This window comes from Cognatiyoonia sediminum, from assembly GCF_900129845.1.
In the GTDB taxonomy this organism is placed as follows: domain Bacteria; phylum Pseudomonadota; class Alphaproteobacteria; order Rhodobacterales; family Rhodobacteraceae; genus Cognatiyoonia; species Cognatiyoonia sediminum.
Map to the genome: position 1 here is coordinate 360,602 of NZ_FQXB01000002.1, position 24,854 is coordinate 385,455.

Consider the following 24,854-nt stretch of genomic DNA (forward strand, 5'->3'; position numbering starts at 1 on the left):
AGACGCCCTTTCACCCGGCTAAGGTGTTCGGCGACATCTCGACAGTCTCTAGGACATTGGCGCCAGTTCCCTGACCAGCGCCGTGGACACGAATTCATTGATCAAGACCTAGCCCTGTCAAAGTCTTCGCATGAAGTTCGTCAGATTAGCCCTTTGTAGCAAAATCTCGGATGGATCAATGCCACAACAATCTGCCGAATTCCTCCATGTCCCCCCCGGAACGATGTGAATCGCATGCCTAACGTAGCAACGTGTTTGCGACGCATTCAACACAACAACGCGCTTGACTCATACTTTGTCGAAAAAGAATCTCTGACCCCTTTGAAACCACTCAAAAACTTGAGCGTCGTGCTGCAAATGCAAAAAGGCGCGTCGTTTAGGACGCGCCTTTTATCGAGGTATTTCCAGCCATGTGTTGCTGGAAAAAGACTGTTTACGCGATGGCTTTCACACGCGCAGACAGGCGCGACATTTTACGCGCTGCTGTGTTTTTGTGCAGGATACCTTTGGTCACGCCACGCATGATCTCTGGCTGTGCTGCTTTCAAAGCTGCTGCTGCTGCCGCCTGATCACCGGATGCGATCGCTTCTTCGACTGCGCGCAGATGTGTGCGGATGCGCGAACGGCGCTGTTTGTTGACTGCATAGCGGGCCGCATTCTGGCGGGCGCGCTTCTTAGACTGTGCTGTGTTTGCCATGGTCGTGTCTTTCGGTCTGGTCCATCAAATACAAATATATGCGCCTAATGGCCCACCGGGTTCTGTACCGGCCGAATCTGCCAAAGCGGGCATCACGCGCATGTTGTGCGCGGCTTTAGCCCGTTCAAGCCATAATGGAAAGAGTTTTCTTAGCGATCCCGGAAATTCGCTTCGCGCTTTTCTCTGAAGGCCGCCATGCCTTCTTTCTGATCTTCCGTCGCAAAGAGCGCTTGGAACATGCGACGTTCGTAGTTCAGGCCTTCGGCGAGCGTTGTTTCGTAGGAGCGATTCACGGCATCTTTGGCAGCCATAGAGGCAAGCAAGGATTTCTCAGCAATCTTCGAAGCGGCGTCTTTCGCCTCTTGCAAAAGCTTGTTTGCGGGCACGACACGGCTGACAAGGCCGCTGCGTTCCGCTTCTTCCGCGTCCATCATGCGGCCTGTCAGGTTCATGTCCATTGCTTTTGACTTGCCTACAAAGCGGGTCAAACGCTGGGTGCCGCCGATGCCTGCGATAACGCCAAGGTTGATCTCTGGCTGGCCGAACTTTGCAGTGTCAGAGGCAATGATGAAATCGCACATCATCGCCAATTCGCAACCACCGCCCAGCGCGTAGCCGGATACGGCTGCGATGATCGGTTTGCGGGTCCGATTGAACCGCGTGGTTTCGGGTTCGAAGAACGCGCTGGTGTAGATGTCGACAAAAGACTGATCCGCCATCTCTGTGATGTCGGCCCCAGCCGCAAATGCTTTTTCGGAACCAGTGAGCACGATGCACCGAACCTTATCAGAGGCGTCTGCCTCTTCCATTGCTTGGGCCAATTCTTTCAAGAGTTTTTGGCTAAGCGCATTCAACGCATCGGGGCGATTCAGGGTAATGGTCGCGACATGATCTTCGATTGCGACGATGATAGTCTCATAGGCCATTCCGGTTCCTCTATTTGGTTTGGCTGGGCTGTTTGTGCCGTTATTCGAACGCGGCAATCAAGCTATCTTTGGCATTGCGGACAGAAAAAAGAGGACCGGCCAGATTGGACGATTCGTTTAATTTTCTTGCCACAGTCGGGGGTTACGCAGGTTTCACCATCACGGTCGTAGGTTTTGAAACCGTGTTGAAAATACCCCAATTCGCCATCGGCCTGTCGGTAGTCGCGCAAAGATGATCCACCGGATTCTATCGCCTCCGACAATACATCACGAATGATCGGGACCATCGACGCGACTCGATTGGCACTAATTCTTCCGGCTTTGCGCGCGGGATGGATACCAGCGCGGAACAAGACCTCGCACACATAAATGTTGCCGAGACCTGCAACAATTCGCTGATCCAAAAGCGCGGTTTTGATTGGAGTGTTCTTGCCTTTCAGTTTTGCGATCAAATGCGCTTCGTTGAAATCATTGCCCAAGGGTTCGGGGCCAATATCTTTCAGCAGCCAGTGATCGTCTTGCCCCGCAGTGGGCATCAAATCCATCGCGCCGAACCGGCGAGCGTCGTTAAACGTGATGCGGGCGTCGTTGCTCATGTGGAACACCACGTGATCGTGTTTCTGCGGCGCGGGATGGTCGTGGTAGAAATCGCCCAACGCGTGACCCGAAACAGTCATGCGGCCCGACATACCGAGGTGGATCAGCAGGGTTTCATCGGTGCTCAGGTCCGCGAGGATATATTTGGATCGACGTCTGAGGCGCAGAATCTCCGCACCGGTCAACCGTTCGCTCATCTGTTCAGGAAACGGCCACCGCAGGTCAGGGCGATTGACGTCAGCCTGCACGATCACCTGCCCCTCCATCGCGGGGGCGAGGCCAGTTCGGACAGTTTCGACTTCGGGTAGTTCTGGCATGGTCGCCTAAAGATATGACATTTCGGAGAAAAGCAAACAGACTGTGGCGGAATGACAATTTGTCCTTTGGGTTCAGAAGGTATAACTCAAGCCTGAAACGAAAAGCGACGTGCTGCCATGGCTGACAAAACCCAATCAACCACCCATTTCGGATTTGAAACCGTGCCAGAGGGCGAAAAGGCCGGTCGGGTGCAGGGTGTCTTTTCGTCTGTCGCGAATAAGTACGACATTATGAACGACGTGATGTCCGTCGGCATCCACCGCATCTGGAAAGACGCGATGATGGATTGGCTCGCACCACGTCCGGGACAAAAGCTGTTGGATGTGGCCGGCGGGACGGGTGATATTTCCTTCCGCTTTCTGAAACGCGCCGGGTCTGGCCATGCCATCGTTCTGGACCTGACCGAACCCATGTTGGTTGAGGGACGCCAGCGAGCAGAAGCCGCAAGCATGGCCGACAGCCTTGATTGGGTGGTTGGCGACGCGATGGCGCTGCCGTTTGAGGACAACACCTTTGACGTCTACACGATCAGCTTTGGCATTCGGAATGTGACCCGCCCGCAAGAAGCGTTGAATGAAGCCTACCGTGTGTTGAAACCCGGCGGGCGTTTGATGGTTTTGGAGTTCAGCCAATTGCCGAACGACATGATGCAAAAGGCCTATGACCTTTATTCGTTCAATGTGATCCCGCGTATGGGCAAGCTGATCGCCAATGATGCGGACAGCTATCAGTACCTTGTTGAATCTATCCGCAAGTTCCCTGATCAGGAAACCTTCCTTGGCATGGTGAAGACCGCTGGTTTTGAGAATGCGAAGTATCGCAACCTCTCTATGGGGATTGCCGCATTGCATTCGGGATGGAAAATCTAAGCGATGCGCGGACCGCACAACATTATTCGCCTGATCCGAACGGGCGCAACGCTCGAACGCACGGGCGCGATGAACGTCGTATTGGATGCCTTTGATGCGGGGCCACTGCTGCGTGTCACCTTCCGCACGATTGTTTGGCCATTCCAATGGCTCGGCTACAAAGGCGATGTCACCATGCCGCCGGCGACACGGGCGTTGACCGCGCTTGGACCAGCCTACATCAAGTTTGGTCAGGTGCTGTCGACTCGTCCTGATGTCGTCGGCGATGAACTCGCGGTACAGCTGCGTGTCTTGCAGGACAAACTGCCACCGTTCTCAATGAAAGAAGCAGAGCGCGAAGTGAAGCGCGAGCTTGGACAATCGGTTCAAGAGCTTTTCTCGTCCTTCTCAGAACCCGTTGCGGCTGCCTCGCTCGCCCAAGTGCATAAGGCGCATCTGGTTGAAAGTGGTGACGCAGTGGCCGTCAAGATTTTGCGCCCAGGGATCGAAAAGGCATTCCGCAAGGATATCGACGCCTTCTACTTCGCCGCCCGTGCGATTGAATTGCTGTCCCCCGCCTCGCGCCGCCTGCGTCCGATGGATGTGATCGAGCATTTCGAAGGCGTCGTGATGGGGGAACTTGATCTGAGGTTGGAAAGCTCTGCGGCCTCTGAATTTGCGTCCAATACCGAAAAAGACGAAGGCTTTGACGTGCCGAATGTGCGCTGGCACCTCTCCGGCCGTCGCGTGATGACGCTCGATTGGGCCGAAGGTATCGGCATCGGGGATAATGATGCGTTGGATGCGGCGGGTCATGATCGCCGCGCCCTCGCCGCGCGGGTTTTGCAAATGTTCCTTAACCACGCTTTGCGCGATGGGTATTTCCACGGGGATATGCATCAGGGCAATCTGAAGGTGGCCCAGAACGGCGACATCATCGCCTATGACTTCGGGATCATGGGGCGGATCGATGAATACACACGCAGAGTCTACGCCGAAATCCTGTTTGGATTTATCCGCAAAGATTATCAGCGCGTGGCAGAGGTGCATTTTGAAGCCGGTTATGTGCCATCAAACCAAGACGTCGATGAATTTGCTCGCGCGCTTCGTGCCGTGGGAGAGCCCATCTTTGGCATGGACGCGAGCCGGATTTCGATGGCGCGTTTGTTGTCGTATCTGTTCGAGGTGACCGAACGGTTCGGCATGGAAACGCGGACCGAGTTGATCTTGTTGCAGCGCACAATGGTCGTTGTTGAAGGTGTCGCGCGGTCGCTCGACCCGCATATGAACATTTGGCAGGTGTCACGCCCGACGGTCGAACGCTACATCACTGAAAGCATTGGCCCCAAAGCGTTGCTTAAAGACCTTGGGAAAACCGTGATGATCCTGTCGCGGTTTGGCCCGCAATTGCCAGCCATGGCAGAGGCCGCTTTGATCCGCGCGAACAATCCACCGCCACCGCCAAAGCCGCAGCGACGTAAAGCGCGTGCAGCGTGGTTTGCCTTAGGTGCGGTGGTCTCAGCAGCCGCCGTTCTGGGAATTCAGCAATTGGTCTAAGCCGAAACCGGCAAAAGGCTTTGGTGGGCGTATACCTCATCCGGCCCACAAAATTCGATCAAGCGGTAGCCCTTAGACAGCATCAGCTTCCCAAGCTCGGAAGATCCATTGTTGTTTTCTATCGACCAGGTTTTGACCTCATGATCCTCAAATGGAAAACTCATGAGAACATCCATCTCTCCGCCTTCGATGTCGAGAGAAATGAAATCGGGATGCTCGATGCCAACTTCCTTCAGGATCGCCGCCAAAGGCTTTGTCTCCACCTTTGAGATGCTTTCCTTGTGGCGCTGATCAGAGCGCACGCGAGACAACAGTTTGGTATCGTAAGAACTGACCAACCCGCTCATTTGTGTAAAGCCAGACTCGACCGTCAGAAACTCCGCCTCCCCCGCGTCGGCCGACACAGCGTAGGGCAAACACGGGCATTGCCGCGCCGCTTTGGCCTTGGTGCGATGCAGCTCAACGGGTTCAACTAGAACACCCTTCCACCCGCGCCATTTTTCAAAGAACAGTGAGTTCGATCCGGTCACGCCGTCATAACCGCCGACATCGATAAACGTGCCGCCAATCTTGCCTTTGAAGATGTGATCAACAACGCGATCCTGACCGGCTTGGCTGGCGAATGGGCGAGCGGGGGAGAGCATACCCCCGATCTCATGCAGTGACTGAACAATCTGCGCGCGGGCACGGGTTTTCGTTGATCCGAGCGCTTCATTCAGCTCCTTTTGGGCTTTGAGCAGTTCCTCACGCGCCGATTTGATACGATCTTGCGGTGTCATGGTAGACAAGATGTGTAGGATTTTTCTTCAACCAGAGTCGATCCAAGCAGCGTGTTGATCTGCTTTTTCAACTCAGCCCGTCGATCGTTTGTCACGTAAACCGCCCGCGCCAAGGCGATGAACGCAGCGCCGAAGTCTTTTTGATCTTCGAACTTTCTGATGTCTTCTTCGATCGTCCATAAATCCACATTCACTTCATAAAGTTCAGCCCAGAGCGTGGATAGCGTTTCATCTGTTGGCAAAACGTCGTCAGCAATCAATTGCAGCCTGCGCTGTTCAAACCGGACGTTTTCCAGTTTGCTTGGGTCCGTCAACTTTTCAGATTTGATCCGAAGGATGGTCAGCTTATCGATCAACTCTCCGGGTGAGATGGGGATCAAGATTTCATCCATGTCGCGCGGCCAATTCTGTGGTCAAAGCAGTGCGGACTTTCGCAAATACTCCTGCCCAATCTTGCGGTTGATCTTGTCTGAACAGCCGGACTGACGGATACCAATCGGTTGCATCGCATGAATGTCTCCACACCCAAAACGGATCCCAATGCAGCAGGACCCACGTCGGTACGCCGAGCGAGCCTGCGATATGCGCGGTGGCTGTGTCAGATGTGATCACAAGGTCCATTTGCATCATGGTTGCTGCGCAATCCCCGAAATGCCGATCATCGCTGGCTGCATCGACGATCAGGCCAGAAAGCCCTGCGTCTTCAAAAGCACGCATGCCTTTGCCCTTATAGAGGGAAAAAAGTTGAACATTCGGCAGTGCGGCGAGCGTGGTGAATTCCATCGGTTGAAAGGATCGGAAAGCGTTTCCTTTGTAGGTCTCCGAGCCGGACCATACGACACCAATTCTGAACATTTCGTCAAACGGAGCGACCCTTTCACGCGCACGCTGACGCGACGTATCCGGCACCGTGAGCCGCGTTGGATCGGGCCAATCGTCGGAAGATCGGAAATGATAGAGGGCCAGATCGATCAGGTTCACCCAATAATCGCCGACGATGTTTTCAGGCACGAAAAGAACCACTTCGTCAGCGTCTTCAAGCTCCGCGAAGAGAGGAAGAACCGGCGCCTCAGCGCAAACGCGCACCGTCGCGCCGAGGTCTTTTAGGATCAGGAGGAACCGCATGTAAAACACCGCGTCACCGAACCCTTGTTCTGGCAAAACAACAACAGTCTTACCGTCCAAAGGCTGGCCGGACCATTCCGGTATTTCCAAATTGCGAGGGGTCAGTTCACCCGCAGTCCAGCGCGCCCGATAGGCCTCAAATCCGGAAACGTGATCGCCTGCTCCCAAGCAAGCAAAGGCAAGCTGCATATTGAGTTCAGGATCGTCGGGATATTTCTTTAGGGCGTCTTTCAGGTGAGCGATTGCGGCGTCATAAGCCCCTTTGCCGCGATGGCATCGACCAATCATCGCAAGCTGGTTTAGATGGTCTGGGTCTTTCGCAAGCAGCGCAGTTCTTAGAGAAATCGATCCATCATAATCGCCAAGGTCGGACAAGATGTTCGCAAGGTTGGTTCGAACGCCTTTGTCGTCGGGGTCGATGTGATAGGCTTTTCGCTGGAGTTCGAGCGCAACATGGTGACGACCCAGCGAACGGTTCAGCACGCCAAGATTGGACAATGCGCCTGCATCGGTATGGTGTGTCGCGAGATGTGCGGCATAGAATTTCTGGGCACGTTGCAAATCGCCTGCACGATGCGCTTCGATGGCGCGTCGTTTGAGCGACTTATTTTCCGTATTTTGTGCCAAGGTTTGCCCTACCCTGCTTCTCAATCTCAGCGTTTAACGAATTAAAACGCAAAGCGTCAGATTGTCAGAGCATTAATGGCAAACCTTGGCGAAGGCGTTCGCCTTAGATCGCGACTGGGGTGTTTTTGCCACCATCTTCATCAGACGCCACAGCAGCGTCCAAAGCAGTTTGAAGAACAGCGCCACGGTCGAAATCCGGCAAGCCTGGGACGCCCGACCGGATCGCTTCGATGAACCGGCGGTAGTTGGTTTTGACTTCGGGCGTATCGACCTCTTGCCAATTTGCCGATTGCAGGTCGGGTTCCAGACAGGCATAAAGCTTGCTCGTCTCCCCCTCAAACCGCACGTCTAGGCCACCCTTCGTTCCGAAAATTCTAAGCCGCAGGTCATTGATGTGACCTGACGCAAAGCGAGAGGCATGGACGACACCAGCAGCACCGTTGGTCAGGGCGAGGTGCATGTTGAAGCTGTCATTGGCATCCAGCGGGTATTCCCCGATCTGATCCCCCTCAGCCTTGTGGAAAGTCGTCAGGCGGCAAGACACATCGGTCGGGTTAGCGCCCGCGACCATTGTGGCGAAGTCGAGAATATGAACTCCAACGTCGCCAAGCACACCAAGCGACCCATGTTTCTGAGACAGACGCCACAGCCATTGGCTTTCGCTGCGCCAATCGCCCCAAAGCGGTTGAGTCAGCCAGCTTTGAAGGTAGGACGCCTCAAAATGTCGAACTTCGCCAATGTCGCCATTCGCAACCATGGTCGCGGCGTGCATCACGGCAGGGACGTTGCGATAGGTCAGGTTGACCATATTAATCACGCCCGCCTCTTTCGCGGCGGCGGCCATTTCCTTGGCGTCGGTTTCATTCGCCGCCAAAGGCTTTTCGCACAACACGTGCTTCCCGGCGGCAAGCAAAGGAAGTGTTGTTGGATGGTGCACGGCGTCCGGTGTCACGTTTGAAACGGCATCAAATTCGCCCCAATCCAAAGCCTCTTGCAAGCTGGCAAAGCCGTTTGGAATGCTGTGCTTTGCCATGAACTCTTCAAGGCGCTTCGGGTCCGTATCGACACCCGCAACAACGGTGACATCCGGCATTTGCGCATAGGCTTCGACATGGGCGTTTGCCATGCCGCCAGTACCCAAGATGAGAAGGCGAATGGTCAACGGTATCCCTCCTCGCCGTCTTTGTGCAAACGTGGCCCGCGTTCTTCGATCGGCTCTAAAGCCTGTTCAACAGGAACATTCGGCGCATCGTTCACGCCAACCACGCGCGGTGCTGGGTTGTAGGCCCAAGCAACGGCATTGCGCAGAACGGTTTGGACGTTTTGGTCGTAGTATGTCGGATAGGTTTCGTGGCCGGGGCGGAAGTAGAACACGTTCCCCGCGCCACGCTTATAGGTCAGGCCAGAACGGAAAACCTCTCCACCTTGGAACCAGCTGATGAACACCGTTTCCAGCGGCTCAGGCACGCCAAAGGGCTCGCCATACATCTCTTCATTTTCCAGCTCGAAATGATCCGGCAGGCCAGCCGCGATGGGGTGGTTGCGCGACGTGACCCAAAGTCGTTCCCGTTCGCCCGCTTCGCGCCAAGTCAAGTTGCAGGGCGTGCCCATCAAGCGTTTAAATATCTTAGCGAAGTGGGCCGAGTGCAAAAGGATCAGACCCATGCCTGCATTCACGTGATCGGCGACGCGTTCAACAACCTCATCCGACACATCCCCGTGTGCGGCATGGCCCCACCACAAAAGCACGTCGGTTTCTGCCAAACGCGTGTCTGGCAGGCCATGCTCGTCCTCTTGCAACGTCGCTGTTGTCGCAGAAAAGCGGTCGTCCGCATTCAAAGCATCGGCGATGCAGCCGTGCATGCCGTTTGGATAAAGATCAGAGACGATTTTGTTCGTCTGTTCATGGACGTTTTCGCCCCAAACAATGGTTCTGATTGCCATTGGTTCAAACCTATTCAAAGTTGATTCGCTCGGGACGTTGGCGTTCCAAACTTTCCAAAGCAAACCCTAAATACACCTTTCGCAAAGTTTTTCCAAAGCGCTTTGGATAAATGACGTTTTGTAAATCAATGTTTACACTTGCCGACTCTACATATGTCAATTTAAACTTACAAAATGTCGATAGCCTCAGACATCCCACCGATTGAGCGACGTTGGCCCGAACCAAGGGCGGCGTTGACGCTGATCAAACCGATTACTTGGTTCCCGCCGATGTGGGCGTTCCTCTGTGGCGCTGTGTCGTCCGGTGCTTCTCTGATCGAGGGTATTTGGATGGTTGCGTTAGGGATAATCCTTGCAGGACCAATCGTTTGTGGGATGAGTCAAGCGGCCAATGATTGGTGCGACCGGCACGTTGATGCAATCAACGAACCGCATCGTCCAATCCCTTCGGGCCGTATTCCAGGCCGATGGGGGCTTTGGATCGCTTTAGCAATGTCCGTGCTGTCCTTAGTCGTCGGCTGGCAACTCGGCACATGGGGGTTCGTGGCGACCGTCGCTGCAGTGGCTGCGGCCTGGGCCTATTCCGCGGAACCGGTGCGCCTGAAAAGATCCGGATGGTGGGGGCCGGGTCTGGTCGGGATCAGCTATGAAACCTTGCCGTGGATCACGGGGGCGGCAGTTTTGTCGACCGGAGCGCCATCGACCGAAATTTTGGCAATAGCCTTGCTCTATGGCCTTGGGGCGCATGGCATTATGACGCTGAATGACTTCAAGGCGTTGGAAGGCGATCGTCAGATGGGCGTCGCCTCGCTCCCTGTCGCTTTGGGGCCGGAACGCGCAGCAAAATTGGCCTGTTGGATCATGGCCGTGCCGCAGCTGATCGTGATCACGCTGCTGACCCTCTGGGATAAGCCGTTTCATGCCGCAGGGGTCGGAGTCGTTCTTTTGGCGCAACTGGCCGCGATGCGCGTGATGCTACGTGACCCGAAAGCCAAAGCACCTTGGTACAACGGCACCGGCGTCGTTCTTTATATCAGCGGCATGATGATCGCCGCTTTCGCCCTGCGCGGGATAGGAGGCTGACATGACCCTCTCTTGGTTCCAAATTTTTCGTCTCGGCTTGGTGCAAATGGCACTCGGAGCGATTGTTGTCCTAACAACATCGACACTGAACCGGCTTATGGTGGTCGAGCTGGCAATGCCGGCGGTTTTGCCGGGATTGCTGGTTGCTTTGCACTACGGCATTCAAATGACGCGCCCGCAGTGGGGCTTTGCCTCTGACACCGGCGGGAAGCGGACGCGCTGGATCATTGGCGGAATGGTCGCACTTGCCGTTGGGGCCTTTATGGCCGCCTGCGGGATTCTCGTTCTGGCCAATAGCTTTGCACTCGGCATGGTGGTTTCGATCATCGCCTATGCTTTGATCGGTCTGGGCGTTGGTGCCTCTGGCACGTCGCTACTGGCCCTGCTCGCGACCACCACAGTCCCACACCGCCGTGCGGCGGCGGCAACCATAACGTGGTTGATGATGATCTTTGGGATCGCGATGACCGCCGGAATCGTTGGCAGCTTGCTTGATCCCTACACGCCCGCACTGTTGTTGCGGATCGTTGGTGCGGTCGTATTAAGTGCGATCGTTCTCACCATCGTCGCCGTTTGGCGGATCGAAGAGAAGTTGATCGCCGTCAGAGAGCCAGACCTGACACCATTTATGGAAGGGCTGAAGGAAGTTTGGCAGGAACGCAAAGCACGCAACTTCACGCTATTCGTGTTCCTCTCGATGACCGCCTATTTCATGCAAGAATTGATCCTAGAGCCCTATGCCGGCTTGGTCTTCAATTTCACGCCGGGTGAATCGACATCGCTGTCCGGCGCACAGAACGGTGGCGTGTTCATTGGGATGCTGACTGTCGGCATCATGGCGACTGGGTTCAAGATCGGCGCTCTGCGCAATTGGGTGATTGCCGGATGTCTCGGTTCCGCCGCGGCACTTGGCGTGATCGCTCTGATCGGGCCGATGGGACCGGGCGCGCCGCTGATGCCAGCCACCGTCGCCCTTGGCTTTTTCAACGGCATGTTCGCTGTCGCCGCCATCGGGTCAATGATGGCCTTGGCAGGCGAAGGTCGCGAACAGCGAGAGGGCACGCGCATGGGCCTCTGGGGCGCGGCGCAAGCGATTGCGGCAGGCTTCGGCGGACTGATAGGTGCGGCGATGGTCGATCTGTTGCGGATACCGCTGTCTGACGCGCAGGCCTTCGGGTCAGTGTTCATCTTTGAAGCCTTATTGTTCATCGCTGCCACATGGATGGCAGCCAAAATCATGGAGCGGCCTGCACAGGCCCCCGTCATGGTTCCGGGAGAATAACTATGATCTATGATGTTGTTGTTGTGGGCGGTGGCCCGTCAGGCACAACCGCGGCTGAAGACCTCGCTCGGTCTGGCCACACGGTTGCGATGATTGACCGCGCCGGTCGGATCAAGCCTTGCGGCGGCGCGGTGCCTCCGCGGCTCATCCAAGATTTCTTCATTCCAGACGACCAGATCGTCGCCAAGATCAGCACCGCAAGGATGATCTCCCCCACTCAGCGCAGCGTCGATATCCCGATTGAGAATGGCTACGTCGGCATGGTGGATCGCGAACATTTCGACGAATTTCTGCGGGTCCGGGCTAAGGAAGCCGGTGCCCATCGCTATACGGGGACGTTCCAGCGGATCGAGCGGGATACCGACGGCACCCATGTGGTGTTCCGTGACAAGATCAGTGGCAACGAACAACGGCTGAGCTGTAAGCTCATCATCGGAGCGGATGGTGCGCGGTCGAATGTAGCCAAGGCAGAGGTGCCGGGCGGAGATAAAATTCCTTACGTGATCGCCTACCATGAGATCATCGAAGCGCCGGGGCCAACGGGCACCTATGATCCCAAACGATGCGATGTGATCTACGACGGAGAGATCAGCCCCGATTTCTATGGCTGGGTTTTCCCGCATGGTAAATCTGCCAGCGTAGGCATGGGTACGGGCGTGGATGGCGTGGACCTGAAAGAAGCAACCGCAGCTTTGCGGGACGCCTCAGGCTTGGCCGATTGCCCGACCATTCGAAAAGAAGGCGCGCCTATCCCGCTGAAACCACTGGATCGTTGGGACAATGGGAAAGACGTTGTTTTGGCGGGCGACGCGGCTGGCGTTGTCGCACCTTCATCGGGTGAAGGCATCTATTATGCCATGGTTGGCGGGCGCGTTGCGGCGACGGCTGCGGCGGCAACACTGGCCTCAGGCCGGGTTCAGGATTTGATGTTGGCCCGCAAGATGTTCATGAAAGAGCACAAGCAGGTGTTCCGTGTGCTTGGTGCGATGCAGAACGCCTATTACCGCTCCGATGAACGGCGGGAACGTTTTGTATCGCTTTGCCATGACATAGACGTTCAAAAGCTAACGTTTGAAGCCTATATGAACAAAAAATTGGTGAAGGCACGTCCTATGGCGCACATTAAAATCGGCATAAAGAACCTTGCCCACCTAACGCGGTTGGTATCACCGATGCGCACATGACGAAGACCGTGATCCCCGCCTGGGTCGATGGTGTCCTGACTCCTGTTGAGAAACTTCTGGTTCATCAGAAGGGGTTAAAGCACAAGGCGATCAGCGTGTTTGTGATGAACAAAGGGCGCGTGCTTCTGCAGCAACGAGCGATGTGCAAGTATCATACGCCGGGCTTGTGGGCTAACACCTGCTGCACCCATCCAAATTGGAACGAAGACCCCTCCGACTGCGCTGTGCGTCGCTTGGACGATGAACTTGGGATTAAGGGGCTCTACCCCAGCCATCGCGGACAGGTCGAATACCGCGCCGATGTCGGAAATGGGTTGATCGAGCACGAGGTTGCGGAAATTTACCTCGCCAATGCGCCAGATGATCTGGCAATCAATCCCAACCCTGATGAGGTTATGGCAACGCGCTGGGTGGACTACTACGACCTAACGGCAGAGGTGAAACGCAAGCCAGAGCTGTTTACCCCATGGCTGCAAATCTATCTCGCTGAGCATGCCGATTCAATTTTTGGGCACGCGATGCAGGCGGGTTAAGCGGCCTGCAAACCCTCGATAAACTCTGAGATTTCAACCGCAGACACTTGCACCAAAAGGTCATGCGAAGGCTCTGTCAAAAGCCGCGCACCGCTTTCCTCGACAATAGCGGAATATGCGACTGAGCCTTGGTTGCAGACAACATAGATAGAGGCGCCCAATTGGTCTTCGAGGCTCTGACCTGTGCTACGGACGGACACATAATCAGCCTCGGTATCTTCTGGCAGCTTTGCGAGGAGCATCTCAATCGCAATCGGTGCATTCAGCTTTGCGCAGACAGCTTTCGTCGCGTCAATTTCCGCGTGGGTCACGGAGTTCACAACATTGCCAACCTCAACTGGAACAAACGACGTGATGTGATCAAGGCTTGTGTCCTTCAAGCTCACTGGAAGAGTCTCGCCGTTCGGATCGACATACTCACGCAGCTCAACCCCTGTTTCGGTTGAAAGGCCAAATCGCTTGCCTTCAGTCGTTTGCACAAACCACGTCATCGTGTTTTGGCCATCCACGTTCCGGTTTGAGCCGGTTCCGACTTGCAACAAGGGTTCGATCTTTGCGGCTTTCGCCCCTGCCATGCCCAAACCAAGAAACAAAGGGTTGCTCAATTGGTTCACCAGTTTTGCGATATGAGTCTTTGATTGGCGGGTCCGCAGGTTCGGGTTGAGCGTTTTGATCCCCTGAAGAACGCGTGGCATCATGCGATCGTCAACGGCTTGCAATACTTCAAGGTTCGCAATCCATTCGGCCATGATTGGGCGAAGCGGATGTGCCTTCTCAAGCTCATAGAACGGGTTATCCAGGGCGGCGAGTTCCGGCGCGATGCCACCTTCCGCTCCCGTTTGTGCGTCTGCGTCCTCTGGGTTCTCTGCAACCCATTTTGACATCTTCTCAGCCAGGGCGAGGTGATCAAAAGCTTTCATCGCCTTCAAGCCGTCAATCACATCAGCCAGCGTGTAGGCTAGGTTGGCCCCCGAATTGCCAACAAACTGCGCGTGTCCGCCGTTTTTGACCTGCGCGAGGTAATAATCAACGTGGTAAGCTTGGATCGCTTCAGCAGAAATTTCGAACCGATTGAACTGCGCCTGTTGGGTCAGGAAGTTCACATAGTTTACCATCGCGTCCACAAGCGGATTAGGATCATCCGGAAAAGCATCCATTGCGGACTCTGGAACAACAATAAGGTCCAGATGCTGCTGATACTTCGGTTGTGCCGCAATTGGCTTTGGCGATTCTGACTTCGACTCAAACGCCGTTTTCGCCTTATTCAAAAGAGCTTTAAGCATAATATCGATGCTCCCATCCACGCTAATGGATCGAATATGCTTAATTTTATGGGTGTCTTTGTGACACCGATTGGGCAACTTTTGGAAACGATCGTCAGCCGATTTGAAGCGTTTCGTCGGTCACTTTCCGCCCAAGCGCCTCTGCCGCCATCGCGGCAATGTCCACAGCAGTCATGCCAGCATCCATATACATCGCATCCGGCGAGGCTTGATCGATAAAGCGGTCCGGTAAGGTCATCGTCCTCACCTGACAGGAGCCATCTAACAATCTGGCGTTGGCGAGCTCATGCAGAACCATCGCACCAAAACCGCCACGAGATCCTTGTTCGACAGTCACCAGCGCTTTGTGAGATTTGACCAGCTGCCGCAGCATATTGGTATCCAGTGGCTTGGCGAAACGTGCATCTGCAAGGGTTGGATTGAGACCTTGTTGCTTAAGCAGCTCCACCGCTTTCCGACATTCGCCAAGGTGACCGCCAAACGAAAGGACCGCGACGTCTTCGCCGTCTTCCACGATCCGACCTTTGCCGATCTCTAGGATCTCGCCGCGCTCCGGCATCAAAACACCCTCGCCCTCACCACGTGGATAGCGGAAGGCGGACGGGCCCTCGTCGTAAGCGGCGGAGGTGCGCACCATATGCATCAGTTCAGCTTCATCCCCGGCAGCCATCACAACCATATTGGGCAACGCCGCAAGATAACCGATGTCGAAGGCACCAGCATGGGTAGCGCCATCGGCACCCACAAGACCGGCACGGTCGATCGCAAACCGCACGGGCAGGTTTTGCAACGCAACATCATGGACAATCTGATCGTATCCGCGCTGCAAAAACGTCGAATAGATCGCGCAGAACGGTTTCAGCCCGCTGGCTGCCATACCGGCCGCAAAGGTCACACCGTGTTGTTCAGCGATGCCAACGTCAAAGACGCGGTTGCGGTAACGGTCGGCCATGATGTTAACGCCGGTGCCAGATGGCATTGCGGCGGTAACGGCGACAATGCTTGGATCGTCTTCCGCCTCTTTGAGTAGAGCCTCTCCAAACACCTTTGTATAACTTGGCGCATTGGGGCGGGATTTGTTTTGCGTGCCGCTGGCGACATCAAACTTGCTGACACCGTGGTATTTGTCAGCCGAGTTTTCAGCCGGCGCATAGCCTTTGCCCTTTACGGTGCAGACATGGATCAGCACAGGGCCAACAGCACGGGTCCGCACAGCGCGCAGAACAGGCAAAAGCTGAGACATGTCGTGCCCATCAATTGGACCGACGTAACTAAAGCCAAGTTCTTCGAATAATGTGCCGGAGCCGCCTTGGGTGGCCCCTGTCACCAGCTGACGCGCCCGACGCGCGTGGTCACGGAGCGGTCCGGGCAGTGCGGCCTCGAACCCTTCGGCCATTTTCTGCATTTCCCCAAACGGTGACGCGTAAAGGCCAGAGAGGTATTTCGACATCGCGCCAACAGGCGGCGCGATCGACATTTCATTGTCGTTGAGAATAACAAACAGGCGGCGCCCCTCGGCCCCAGCATTGTTCATGGCTTCATAGGCCATGCCCGCGCTGATCGACCCGTCGCCGATCACAGCAATCGCATCGCCTGTCGGTTGTCCCATATCGCGCCCAACAGTGAACCCGAGGGCGGCGCTGATAGACGTGCTCGAATGCGCGGCACCGAACGGGTCGTACTCAGACTCGCTGCGTTTCGTGAAGCCCGACAAGCCGCGTTCTTGCCGTAGCGTGTTGATGCGGTCGCGGCGGCCGGTCAAAATCTTATGAGGGTAGCACTGGTGGCCAACATCCCAGATCAGTTTATCCCGCGGCGTGTCAAAAACCGCGTGGATCGCAACCGATAGCTCGACCACCCCAAGCGATGATCCCAGATGCCCGCCGGTTTGCGACACCGCTTGGATCACCTCTTGCCGTAGTTCGTCAGAGAGGGCGGCGAGGTCTCGATCCGCGAACCCCTTTAGGTCAGCAGGTCCGTTGATGCGGTCTAGGAATGGTGTGTTGGTCATGGCTTACCCCCGAAAAAAGATGACGTCGCAGTACAGACCCTTGTGAGGGCTGCCTGCGACGCCAGTTCCTGTAGCCAACAGGAAGGGAACTAGAAGGGTCATGTGGACCCCTCTGGTACCGGACCTACCAGGGAGGGCGGCCCGATGGCGGAAGGCCGGGCAGGCGTCGCGATGCGTGCCCGGCCCAATCTCGTCACCCGATGTTGATCGGGGTTTCCAGCAACTCCAACGACGATCTGTTGATCGGGTCAGGGGTGTTGCGGCTATCCTCGGGAAGGGCGCGGCCAATGCCTGCGATCACTGCGATCACCAGCCAGATGGCTAGGACCAAGACCGCCGCGTAACCTGCGCCTTTCAGCATCAAGAGCGTGATGTCAGCTGACAGTCGTGTGCGCCCTTCGAGGTTGAGGATGTTGTCGTCTTCCATAGTTCAATCTCCTCAGTTGAGCGGCGCGAAGCCGTGCTGTTGCGCCCAGACGTACCAGTTGTCGACGACCGTGCCGGACAGAAGGATGCCAATACCGCCGGTGAGCGTTGTCAGCACTGCGAACCACCACGCCCAGCGATGTATGCCTTCCATTGTGGCGTTGAAGCCCATGGTCCAGCGCCAGAAAAGTGCCGCGCGTTCAGAGGCCGTCCCGCGGTCAACGATCTGTTCAATCTCACGCTCACCACCGAAGCGGCTGACAGCGAGGATTGTCGCACCGTGCATCGCAAAGAGGAGAGCAGAGCCATAAAGGAACGCAATGCTCAATGCGTGGAACGGATTGTAGAACAGGTTGCCATGCGTGATGGAGAACAGGTTCGTCCAATCAAGGTGCGAGAAGACGCCATAGGGCACAGCTTCGGACCAAGATCCCATCAGGATCGGACGGATCAGACCCAGTACAAGGAACAGCCAGATCGCAGAGGCGAAAGCCCAAGAAACGTGCTTGCCCATGCCGAGTTCTTCTGCCCGCAGATATGTGCGGATCCACCAGCTGCAAACGCTGACCAGCAAGAAGAAGCTAGAGATCAGCCACCAACCGCCTTCTTCAAGCGGGGCCATCCCGAGGCCGTACTCTGGTGCAGGCGGCTCAAGTGAGAACCAGAAGAGGTCACGAAGGAAAACGCCAGGGGACCAGCCCGCTTGGATCCAGAAGTTGATCCCGACGATGAAGAACCACATCAAGCCAGTTGCCAGTGACACGACACCGAAGGTTCCCAGATGAACCGGTCCGAGCTGCGCGTTGCCAAACCAACCGAAGAGCTTGGAGAAGCTGGCGGACTTCGTGCGGAACTCCGCCTCATTCACACCCATCTCGGCAGGACCTTGGACCTGAACCTGGGTGAAGATGTTTTGATATTCAGCCATTGTTCATATCCTCCTTATAGATCCACCCACCAGGGCAGCTCATAGTACCAATCCCACCAGACGATCCATTCGTCGAACCAGATGGTGCCAGAGATCACGATACAAATCGCAGACCACAAAACGGCATTCAGGGCGAGGAACAGACCAAGGCGGTGGATGCCAAGTGGCCCGATCGAATAGCCGATGAGATCGCGGAAATAGGTGTCTTCGTGATCAGGGGACGCGATGGTTTTACCTTTGCCCGGGTTCACTGCCGATAGAACGAGCGAACCGTGCAGAGCGAGGGCAAGACACGTCGTAAAGAAGAACGTAATCGCAACCATATGCGCCGGGTTATAGTGGAAGTTGCCGTAGGCGTAGCCCACATTATTGACCCAATCGAGGTGGCTAAAGATGCCATAGGGGAAGGCGTGCCCCCATGCGCCCAAAAGCACCGGACGGATCACAACAAGTGTGACATAGGCAAGGATTGCAATCGAAAACGCGAAGGGCACATGATAGCCCATCCCGAGTTTTCGACATATCTCAACCTCTCTCAAGGCCCAACTCACGAATGCACCGATTGCGCATAATGTGATGATCTGCCAAAGCCCGCCATCCATAAGCGGCGCAATGCCCAAACCATATTCAAGCGGCGGTGGGTCAATAGAGATCAACCACGGGTTCCAGGTTGGTCCCTGGCTCGCACCGTAGAAGATCAGAATTGTCCCTAGGACGGCGAAAAAGAACGTCGTGACCCCGAAGAAGCCAACGTAAAATGGCCCCACCCAGAAGTCGAACAGATCACCGCCGACCAGCGTCCCGCCTCGGACGCGGTATTTTCTTTCGAAGCTGAGCTGTGCCATCTTCCTACTCCATTCAATGACAAGTCAGGCGACCTGCCGTTAATAGTCTTTGGTGTGCTGCGGGCGAGCGGCCCGCCCGCAGCAAAGTCTTAGAAAGCAACCAGTGGTCAGCTTGCGCTAAACGCGAGCGTGAACCAGTTGGTGCTGTCGTTGCTTAGCAGGACGAGGTGAATCATCGCTGCCAGCAGGAACAGGAAAACGCCCTGCGCCACGAAAACGCGGCGTGGGTCGAAGACCAGCCAGATCTTGTAGAACTGAGCCATGTGCGATCTCCTTCCTTACCAGCCGAACCAAGGCAGTTTGATGTACGTGAGTACGTGAGCGACAACTGCGATCATTACGAAGACCCACAGTCCGCTCATGTAAACAGCGTGCAGTTCCTGCGCCTGTTCATCGGACAAACCTGTGAAAGACAGGTCGGAATTATCAGCCATGTTTTGTCTCCAAAATTATGAACTGACGCCGCGCACCCCCCGCGGCCGGGTTACGACAGGGGCTCATCCCCTGCCCTAATCCGTCACCCCGGGGGGGAGTGACGAATGCTTTGGCCAACACATCATCCATGGAAAATGTGCGGCGTTATGATACGGGCCTGTGACCAGGCCTTTGCGATTGGTCCCTTTTCAGGAAGCGACATCTGGCGCGCGGCGCTTAGGCCCCAAGTGAGGATCGCCAGCGGCAAAGTCGCGAGGAAGATGATCCCGAAATACGCGTAGTATTCCCGCTTTGGCGGTGCCGCGCGTTCGCGCGCGATCGGCGTGTCCGTCGTAAAATCAGTCATCTTTGTCCTCCCGAGACAGATTCAAGGGTTTCGACGGTCTCTAGGACCACCCGGTCGTTGCCAGCGTCGAGCGCTGCGCGTTCAGCAGCATCCCGCAGCTTTTTCGCTGCTGAAATTCGGGTCAGGATCGGGTGGCTGGCCACGATCTCATCTAGTTTGGCTTGCGCGTCCTCATCCCAAGGGAAGTCGCGGCGCAGCGGTGTCAGTGTGGCGTCTGTTGCGTCCATGTCGGAGGCAAGCGGCAGGATATGGAACAAACTATCGAAGAGCCCATTGCACACTTCTTGCAGCACATAGGTCGCGCCCGCGTAGCCCATGAACGGCGTCCCAGTGGCCCGACGGATTGCCGCGCCTGGGAAGCTCGCCGGAATGAAGGATGGCGATGGTCCGTGACCGCCTGACATCTCCGCCAGATACATCTTTTCGTTGATCGATCCGAAAACAACCAAGGGCCGTTTCTGATGGATCAGCTCGCGGACCTCATCGTTGTTGGTTTTCTTGCCACGGCACCGCGCAACAGCAAGGGCGCAAGGAAAGCCAAGATCATTTTCGAGGTAATTCCTCAGACCACGCGTGTAGGTTTCATTCGCAACAACCGCGAATTCGGCGGTGGCAAAGAAATCCTGCGTGACAGAGCGCCACAAATCCCAAACCGGTTTGATCGTGGAGTGCTTTTCTTGCTCGATGAACGGCTCTGGGTCGATCCCCAACAAGTCACCCAATTTGCGCAAGAATTTCGTGGTGCTGTTCAAACCCATCGGTGCTTGCAAATACGGTTTGCCAAGAACCTCAGCCAAGCCGCGCCCAAACTCGCGGTACATGCAGATATTCACGTCCGCATTCACCAAGTTGCGCATCTCAGCCAAATGCGCACCCAACGGCATCACCATATTGACCTCAGCCCCGATGCCTTCAACAAGACGGCGAATTTCCGCCAAATCGGACGGCATATTGAACGTGCCATACATCGGCCCGAGGATGTTCACCCGTGGCTTTGCACCTTCTTCGCGCTTCTTTTCGGGCGGCATCCGACCTTTGGTCATGCCGAACTCGGTGAAAATCCACGTCATCGCGCGGTCTGCGCATTCCCACTGATCTTCATCAATGGTGCGCGGCAAGAAGCGTTGTATGTTCGTGCCCTGTGGCGTCACACCGCCACCGATCATTTCCGCGATGGAGCCGGTGACAACAACAGCTGGTAAAGCCGGATCAAGCGTATCCCAAGCCCGCTTCATTGCGTCCTCAGTACCTTCGCCCATCTCGGTTTCAGACAAGCCGGTGACAACGATCGGTAGTTCGTGAGGTGGCAGCCCGTCGGTGTAATGCAACACGGATGTCACCGGCAAGTTTTCGCATCCAACAGGCCCGTCAACGACGACCTGCAGGCCCTTTACAGCGCAGAACGCATAGACAGCGCCCCAATATCCGCCCGCACGATCATGATCGGTGATTAGCATCAGATCATCCTCGCTGCTTCTGCGGCGCGCTTGGCCTTATCGAGTTTCTTTTGGTGTTGCGCGCGGAAGTCTTCGCGCACATTTGGCGCGCCTTCCCAAACACCTGCAGTGTCTTCGTTGCCAACGCCCTCAAAGAAGGTGCGCATGGCGTCCATCTTTTCTTTTCCGGCGATGGCTGCGTTCACAACTTGACCAAGTGAACCAGCACCTGCTGGGCCCATCAAGGGGCGCGCAGAAATCAAGTTGGTGAAATAAAGCGACGGAATGCCTGCCTCTTTCGCGTGTTGCACAACCGGTGTTGTGCCAATCGCCAAATCCGGCTTGATCGCGTCAACGGCAGAAATATCGTCCTCAAGCGAGGTGCGGAACTTCACCTTCACGCCTTTGCTTTCCAGCCACTCCGCATCCGCGGCAGACCAAGGCGTTTTCGGGCAAGCCGTGCCGACATAGGGCAGGTCAGCGCCGCTTTCGATCAACAGACGCGCGACGAGGAGTTCTGACCCCTCATAGCCAGAAAGCGTGATCGTGCCATTGATTGGAACGGTGGCCAACGCCTCTTTGATCTTTGGCAGGAATGCGTTTTGTGCACCAGCAACTTGGGCCGTTGGGACATTGAATGTATCCCCAATCCGAGCCAACCAATCCGCCGTACCGTCGTAGCCCACTGGTGCAGAGCCAACGACAGGACGGCCAGCCGCATCGAATTCACGCACCGTAGCGGTGTAGAACGGGTGGATTGCAGCTGCTGCACCGCAATCGAGCGCCGCATAAAGCTCGCGCCATTCGCGGGTTGGGACAACCGGACCAGCAGCCAAGCCAAGCGGGCCAAGCATCGCACCGATCATCATCGGATCGGCTGGGAACATCTCTCCCAACAGCGCGACTGTTGGGCGATCAGATTTGCCACCAACGGGTGCCTGAACCGGGCCTGCTGCGATCTCTTCACGCGCATAATTGAGCATCGCGGCCGCAAGAACGTCTTTCGCCTCAGCGTGGGTTGGAACTCCAAAGCCGGGCACATCAATGCCGACGATGCGCACTCCGTTGATCTCTTTCGGTAGCAACCGAAGCGGCACGCCAGACGCGGTTGGAACGCACAGGTTGGTGACGACGATTGCGTCATACCGATCGGGATCGGCCATTTCATGCACAGAATCGCGAATGTCTTCGTAGAGCTGCCCCGTCACCAGCGTTTCAGAGTTAAAGGGCACGTAGCCAACAGACCGCCGCGCACCATAGAAGTGCGACACGAAAGTCAGGCCATAAACGCAGCACGCAGAGCCGGACAAAACCGTCGCGACCCGCTTCATCCGAAGACCTACGCGCAAAGACCCGAACGCAGGGCACATGCTCTGCGGTTGATCATGGGGTCCTTGCGGATAGTCCTTCGCGAATTGATCCAAGATGTCAGATTTTCCAGCCTTGCGCGCCGCCGCTTCCATCGTCGCAGCGCCAGCCGTGCAGCCGCCATCAAGCGCGGTCTCTTGCACAACCTCGGAGGCTTCGGGTGTGACACCTTCTATGATCTGGATTTCCCCGCTGGCGTCGTAGCCAACTTCGAAACCCTCACGCGTCGTCATAAATGACCTCCAGTGATTCTTTAGGTTTCGCGTTCTTGCCGCGCATGTCAGAGTCGGTGGCGGGTTCCAGAACAAAATCTGCGCCGGTTTCTTCCGCATCAAAAAGCGCCAACAGTCCATCTTGATCCAAGGCAGTTGGATGTGTGGGTGGCGCGCCAGCTACGGCGTCTGCCAAACCAGCAAACATATCGCCCCATTGGCCTTTCTTCTGCGTGCCCACGATCTGGTAATTCGCGGATTTCTTCCGCAAGTCGTCATCCGCAGGGATTGAGGCCAGAACCGGTATATCGACGGCCTTTGCGAAGGCTTGCGCCTCACCCGTTCCGTCGTCCTTGTTGATCACAAGACCGGCAACGCCGACGTTGCCGCCCAGCTTGCGGAAGTATTCGACGGCGGAGCACACGTTGTTCGCCACATAGAGCGATTGTAGGTCGTTCGATCCGACCAAAATCACCTTCTGCGCCATATCCCGCGCAATCGGCAGGCCAAAGCCGCCACAAACCACGTCGCCTAGGAAATCAAGGAGGACATAGTCGAAATCCCAGTCGTGGAAACCAAGCTTTTCCAACAGCTCAAAGCCGTGGATAATCCCACGTCCACCGCAGCCGCGACCAACCTCTGGCCCGCCAAGTTCCATCGCAAAGACGCCACCGCGCTTGAAGCAAACGTCGCCAATCTTCACTTCTTCCCCGGCGATCTTCTTTTTCGCTGAGGTCTCAATAATCGTTGGGCAGGCCTTGCCGCCAAACAGCAAGCTTGTTGTGTCTGATTTGGGGTCACACCCAATCAAAAGAACGCGCTTGCCCTGCTCTGCCATCATGTGGCTGAGGTTCGCGAGCGTGAAGGATTTCCCGATCCCGCCTTTGCCATAGATCGCGATAATCTGCGTTTTCGACGTCGGCTCGCCCTGCGGCACCTCTAACGTTGGTTCGATCTTCGCCTCGTCCCGCAGACGTTGATCGAAGTCTTTCAGATTTGGCACTTCGTCCTTCATGCGGTTCCCCAGTTCAGGATCATTTTTAGGCAGTCGGCATCGGTGAAAGCCGTCTCATAGGCAGAGGCGGCATCAGCGGCGTCGGCGGTATGGGTGATCAGGTCGTCAAGGCGCAACGTGCCGCCTTCGACCAAAGCACGGGTTGCGGTCATATCGTCGGCATCCCATTCCGCAGCGATGCGGAAGCGCGCTTCTTTCATAAAGGCCGGCGGGAAGGCGAAGTGCAGCGGCTCTTTGTAAAAGCCCGCAAGAACAACCTCTCCACCTTTGGCCATCCGGCCAACCAGCTGATTCAGCAGATCGCACTGACCTGACGCGTCATAAATAGAGGTATAATCGCGCCGTTCATCTTCATCGGCATTTGTAACGGAGTATCCCTCGGCGTCACCGGTGCGACGCGGATCAATTTCCCAAACAGTCGGCGCAGGCGCACCAGCCGCGATTGTGAGCCGCGCCAGAAGACGGCCCAGAACACCGTGCCCCACAATCAGGTCAGGCACGGATTTACCCGAACCCGCCATCGCGTGCCGTGCTGTTGCCGCCAAAGCCAAAAGCGCACCCGCTGGGCCCGTCGCGCCGTCGATACGTGTGACGCGCGATGCCGGTGTGATCAGTGTCTTCGATGCCGCGCCGAACAAGCCATAGGCCCCGTCATAGCAATTCGCGCCGGGAACAAAGACCGTTTCACCAACGCGGAATCCGCTGTCCGAACCAGCTTCAACCACCTCTCCAGAGGCTTCATACCCGGGGATCAAAGGGTAGCCCATTCCCGGAAAAGGCGGCATTTCACCGGACCAGAACAACTTTTCCGTGCCGGTTGAGATGCCAGAATGGCGAATCTCCACCACAATATCCTGCGGTGTCGGAGATGTGATTCCCACCGATTGAAGCCCTATTTTCCCGGGCTCACTCAGCACGACAGCCTTTGTTTGCAACGGTTTCTCCCTTTGTCTGCTTGTCCCATCGCAGTGCGACAGGGTGCGACATTCTGTCCTATGTCAGTTTAGCTAGACACTTTTGTGTGTCAATCTTTTGATACGAAAAATGTG

Annotated in this window: 26 protein-coding genes; 6 read left to right on the forward strand and 20 right to left on the reverse strand. The window is 56.1% G+C overall.

Translation table 11 applies throughout. From position 1 onward, the window contains the following. Window positions 1–433 precede the first annotated feature (433 nt). The 3 genes from rpsT to mutM form a co-directional block, all read right to left on the reverse strand. Window positions 434–697, reverse strand: a complete 264-nt coding sequence (gene rpsT, locus BUA85_RS10110; RefSeq protein ID WP_072900801.1) for a 30S ribosomal protein S20 — start codon at window positions 695–697, stop codon at window positions 434–436. Window positions 698–846: 149 nt separating this feature from the next. Beyond that, window positions 847–1,623: an enoyl-CoA hydratase gene (locus tag BUA85_RS10115; protein WP_072900802.1), complete on the reverse strand. Its 777-nt coding sequence runs from the start codon at window positions 1,621–1,623 to the stop codon at window positions 847–849. Between the two features lie 62 nt (window positions 1,624–1,685). Next, window positions 1,686–2,537 carry a bifunctional DNA-formamidopyrimidine glycosylase/DNA-(apurinic or apyrimidinic site) lyase gene (mutM, locus tag BUA85_RS10120; protein ID WP_072900803.1) on the reverse strand — a complete coding sequence of 284 codons (852 nt, stop codon included), beginning with the start codon at window positions 2,535–2,537 and terminating at the stop codon, window positions 1,686–1,688. A gap of 117 nt (window positions 2,538–2,654) precedes the next feature. Between mutM and ubiE the strand changes: the two genes are divergently transcribed. Together ubiE and ubiB are read left to right on the forward strand one after the other, a co-directional pair. Next, window positions 2,655–3,407 (forward strand): bifunctional demethylmenaquinone methyltransferase/2-methoxy-6-polyprenyl-1,4-benzoquinol methylase UbiE, encoded by a 753-nt coding sequence (ubiE, locus tag BUA85_RS10125; RefSeq protein WP_072900804.1) that lies wholly within the window; start codon window positions 2,655–2,657, stop codon window positions 3,405–3,407. A 3-nt stretch (window positions 3,408–3,410) separates the two neighbouring features. Next, window positions 3,411–4,943 carry a 2-polyprenylphenol 6-hydroxylase gene (gene ubiB / locus BUA85_RS10130; RefSeq protein ID WP_072900805.1) on the forward strand — a complete coding sequence of 511 codons (1,533 nt, stop codon included), beginning with the start codon at window positions 3,411–3,413 and terminating at the stop codon, window positions 4,941–4,943. On the opposite strand, the gene BUA85_RS10135 is transcribed toward ubiB, so the two are convergent. The 5 genes from BUA85_RS10135 to BUA85_RS10155 form a co-directional block, all read right to left on the reverse strand. Beyond that, window positions 4,940–5,722 (reverse strand): FkbM family methyltransferase, encoded by a 783-nt coding sequence (locus tag BUA85_RS10135; protein WP_072900806.1) that lies wholly within the window; start codon window positions 5,720–5,722, stop codon window positions 4,940–4,942. The genes ubiB and BUA85_RS10135 overlap by 4 nt on opposite strands. After that, window positions 5,719–6,114 (reverse strand): DUF6165 family protein, encoded by a 396-nt coding sequence (locus BUA85_RS10140; protein ID WP_072900807.1) that lies wholly within the window; start codon window positions 6,112–6,114, stop codon window positions 5,719–5,721. Before BUA85_RS10140 ends, BUA85_RS10135 begins: the two co-directional genes overlap by 4 nt. Further along, window positions 6,107–7,474, reverse strand: coding sequence for a tetratricopeptide repeat protein (locus BUA85_RS10145; RefSeq protein WP_072900808.1), 1,368 nt, complete (start codon window positions 7,472–7,474; stop codon window positions 6,107–6,109). Before BUA85_RS10145 ends, BUA85_RS10140 begins: the two co-directional genes overlap by 8 nt. Before the next feature lie 103 nt (window positions 7,475–7,577). After that, a complete protein-coding gene (locus BUA85_RS10150; protein ID WP_242649042.1) occupies window positions 7,578–8,636 on the reverse strand; it encodes a Gfo/Idh/MocA family protein in 1,059 nt (352 codons plus the stop codon). Further along, window positions 8,633–9,418 (reverse strand): ThuA domain-containing protein, encoded by a 786-nt coding sequence (locus tag BUA85_RS10155; RefSeq protein WP_072900809.1) that lies wholly within the window; start codon window positions 9,416–9,418, stop codon window positions 8,633–8,635. The genes BUA85_RS10150 and BUA85_RS10155 overlap by 4 nt, the downstream gene beginning before the upstream one ends. A 174-nt stretch (window positions 9,419–9,592) precedes the next feature. On the opposite strand from BUA85_RS10155, the gene chlG reads away from it, so the two are divergent. From chlG to idi, 4 genes are read left to right on the forward strand one after another with little or no spacing between them, the layout of a single operon-like run. Further along, window positions 9,593–10,501 carry a chlorophyll synthase ChlG gene (gene chlG, locus BUA85_RS10160; RefSeq protein ID WP_072900810.1) on the forward strand — a complete coding sequence of 303 codons (909 nt, stop codon included), beginning with the start codon at window positions 9,593–9,595 and terminating at the stop codon, window positions 10,499–10,501. Between the two features lies 1 nt (window position 10,502). Next, on the forward strand, window positions 10,503–11,783 hold the full coding sequence (locus BUA85_RS10165) for a BCD family MFS transporter (protein WP_072900811.1): 1,281 nt from the start codon (window positions 10,503–10,505) through the stop codon (window positions 11,781–11,783). Between the two features lie 2 nt (window positions 11,784–11,785). Further along, window positions 11,786–12,967: a geranylgeranyl diphosphate reductase gene (locus BUA85_RS10170; protein WP_072900812.1), complete on the forward strand. Its 1,182-nt coding sequence runs from the start codon at window positions 11,786–11,788 to the stop codon at window positions 12,965–12,967. Further along, window positions 12,964–13,500, forward strand: coding sequence for an isopentenyl-diphosphate Delta-isomerase (gene idi, locus BUA85_RS10175; protein ID WP_072900813.1), 537 nt, complete (start codon window positions 12,964–12,966; stop codon window positions 13,498–13,500). The genes BUA85_RS10170 and idi overlap by 4 nt, the downstream gene beginning before the upstream one ends. Here idi and BUA85_RS10180 read toward each other — a convergent pair. From BUA85_RS10180 to bchC, 12 genes are all read right to left on the reverse strand, one after another. Further along, a complete protein-coding gene (locus BUA85_RS10180; protein WP_072900814.1) occupies window positions 13,497–14,783 on the reverse strand; it encodes a DMP19 family protein in 1,287 nt (428 codons plus the stop codon). The two genes, idi and BUA85_RS10180, sit on opposite strands and share 4 nt — an antisense overlap. A gap of 94 nt (window positions 14,784–14,877) precedes the next feature. Beyond that, entirely contained in the window at window positions 14,878–16,794 is a 1,917-nt protein-coding gene (dxs, locus tag BUA85_RS10185) for a 1-deoxy-D-xylulose-5-phosphate synthase (protein WP_072900815.1), read from the reverse strand. A gap of 193 nt (window positions 16,795–16,987) precedes the next feature. Then, window positions 16,988–17,221, reverse strand: a complete 234-nt coding sequence (pufX, locus tag BUA85_RS10190) for an RC-LH1 core complex protein PufX (protein ID WP_072900816.1) — start codon at window positions 17,219–17,221, stop codon at window positions 16,988–16,990. 12 nt (window positions 17,222–17,233) lie between these two features. Beyond that, entirely contained in the window at window positions 17,234–18,148 is a 915-nt protein-coding gene (pufM, locus tag BUA85_RS10195; protein ID WP_072900817.1) for a photosynthetic reaction center subunit M, read from the reverse strand. Window positions 18,149–18,162: 14 nt separating this feature from the next. Further along, window positions 18,163–18,993 (reverse strand): photosynthetic reaction center subunit L, encoded by an 831-nt coding sequence (gene pufL, locus BUA85_RS10200; protein ID WP_072900818.1) that lies wholly within the window; start codon window positions 18,991–18,993, stop codon window positions 18,163–18,165. A 107-nt stretch (window positions 18,994–19,100) separates the two neighbouring features. After that, a complete protein-coding gene (pufA, locus tag BUA85_RS10205) occupies window positions 19,101–19,256 on the reverse strand; it encodes a light-harvesting antenna LH1, alpha subunit (protein ID WP_072900819.1) in 156 nt (51 codons plus the stop codon). A 15-nt stretch (window positions 19,257–19,271) separates the two neighbouring features. Next, window positions 19,272–19,427 (reverse strand): light-harvesting antenna LH1, beta subunit, encoded by a 156-nt coding sequence (gene pufB, locus BUA85_RS10210; RefSeq protein ID WP_072900820.1) that lies wholly within the window; start codon window positions 19,425–19,427, stop codon window positions 19,272–19,274. Between the two features lie 122 nt (window positions 19,428–19,549). Beyond that, on the reverse strand, window positions 19,550–19,774 hold the full coding sequence (pufQ, locus tag BUA85_RS10215; protein ID WP_072900821.1) for a cytochrome PufQ: 225 nt from the start codon (window positions 19,772–19,774) through the stop codon (window positions 19,550–19,552). Beyond that, complete coding sequence (bchZ, locus tag BUA85_RS10220; RefSeq protein WP_072900822.1) at window positions 19,771–21,231, reverse strand: chlorophyllide a reductase subunit Z; 1,461 nt, start codon at window positions 21,229–21,231, stop codon at window positions 19,771–19,773. The genes pufQ and bchZ overlap by 4 nt, the downstream gene beginning before the upstream one ends. Further along, window positions 21,231–22,811, reverse strand: coding sequence for a chlorophyllide a reductase subunit Y (gene bchY / locus BUA85_RS10225; RefSeq protein ID WP_072900823.1), 1,581 nt, complete (start codon window positions 22,809–22,811; stop codon window positions 21,231–21,233). Before bchY ends, bchZ begins: the two co-directional genes overlap by 1 nt. Beyond that, entirely contained in the window at window positions 22,798–23,805 is a 1,008-nt protein-coding gene (locus BUA85_RS10230) for a chlorophyllide a reductase iron protein subunit X (RefSeq protein WP_072900824.1), read from the reverse strand. The genes bchY and BUA85_RS10230 overlap by 14 nt, the downstream gene beginning before the upstream one ends. Further along, on the reverse strand, window positions 23,802–24,740 hold the full coding sequence (gene bchC / locus BUA85_RS10235) for a chlorophyll synthesis pathway protein BchC (protein WP_072900825.1): 939 nt from the start codon (window positions 24,738–24,740) through the stop codon (window positions 23,802–23,804). The genes BUA85_RS10230 and bchC overlap by 4 nt, the downstream gene beginning before the upstream one ends. Between the last annotated feature and the right edge of the window lie 114 nt (window positions 24,741–24,854).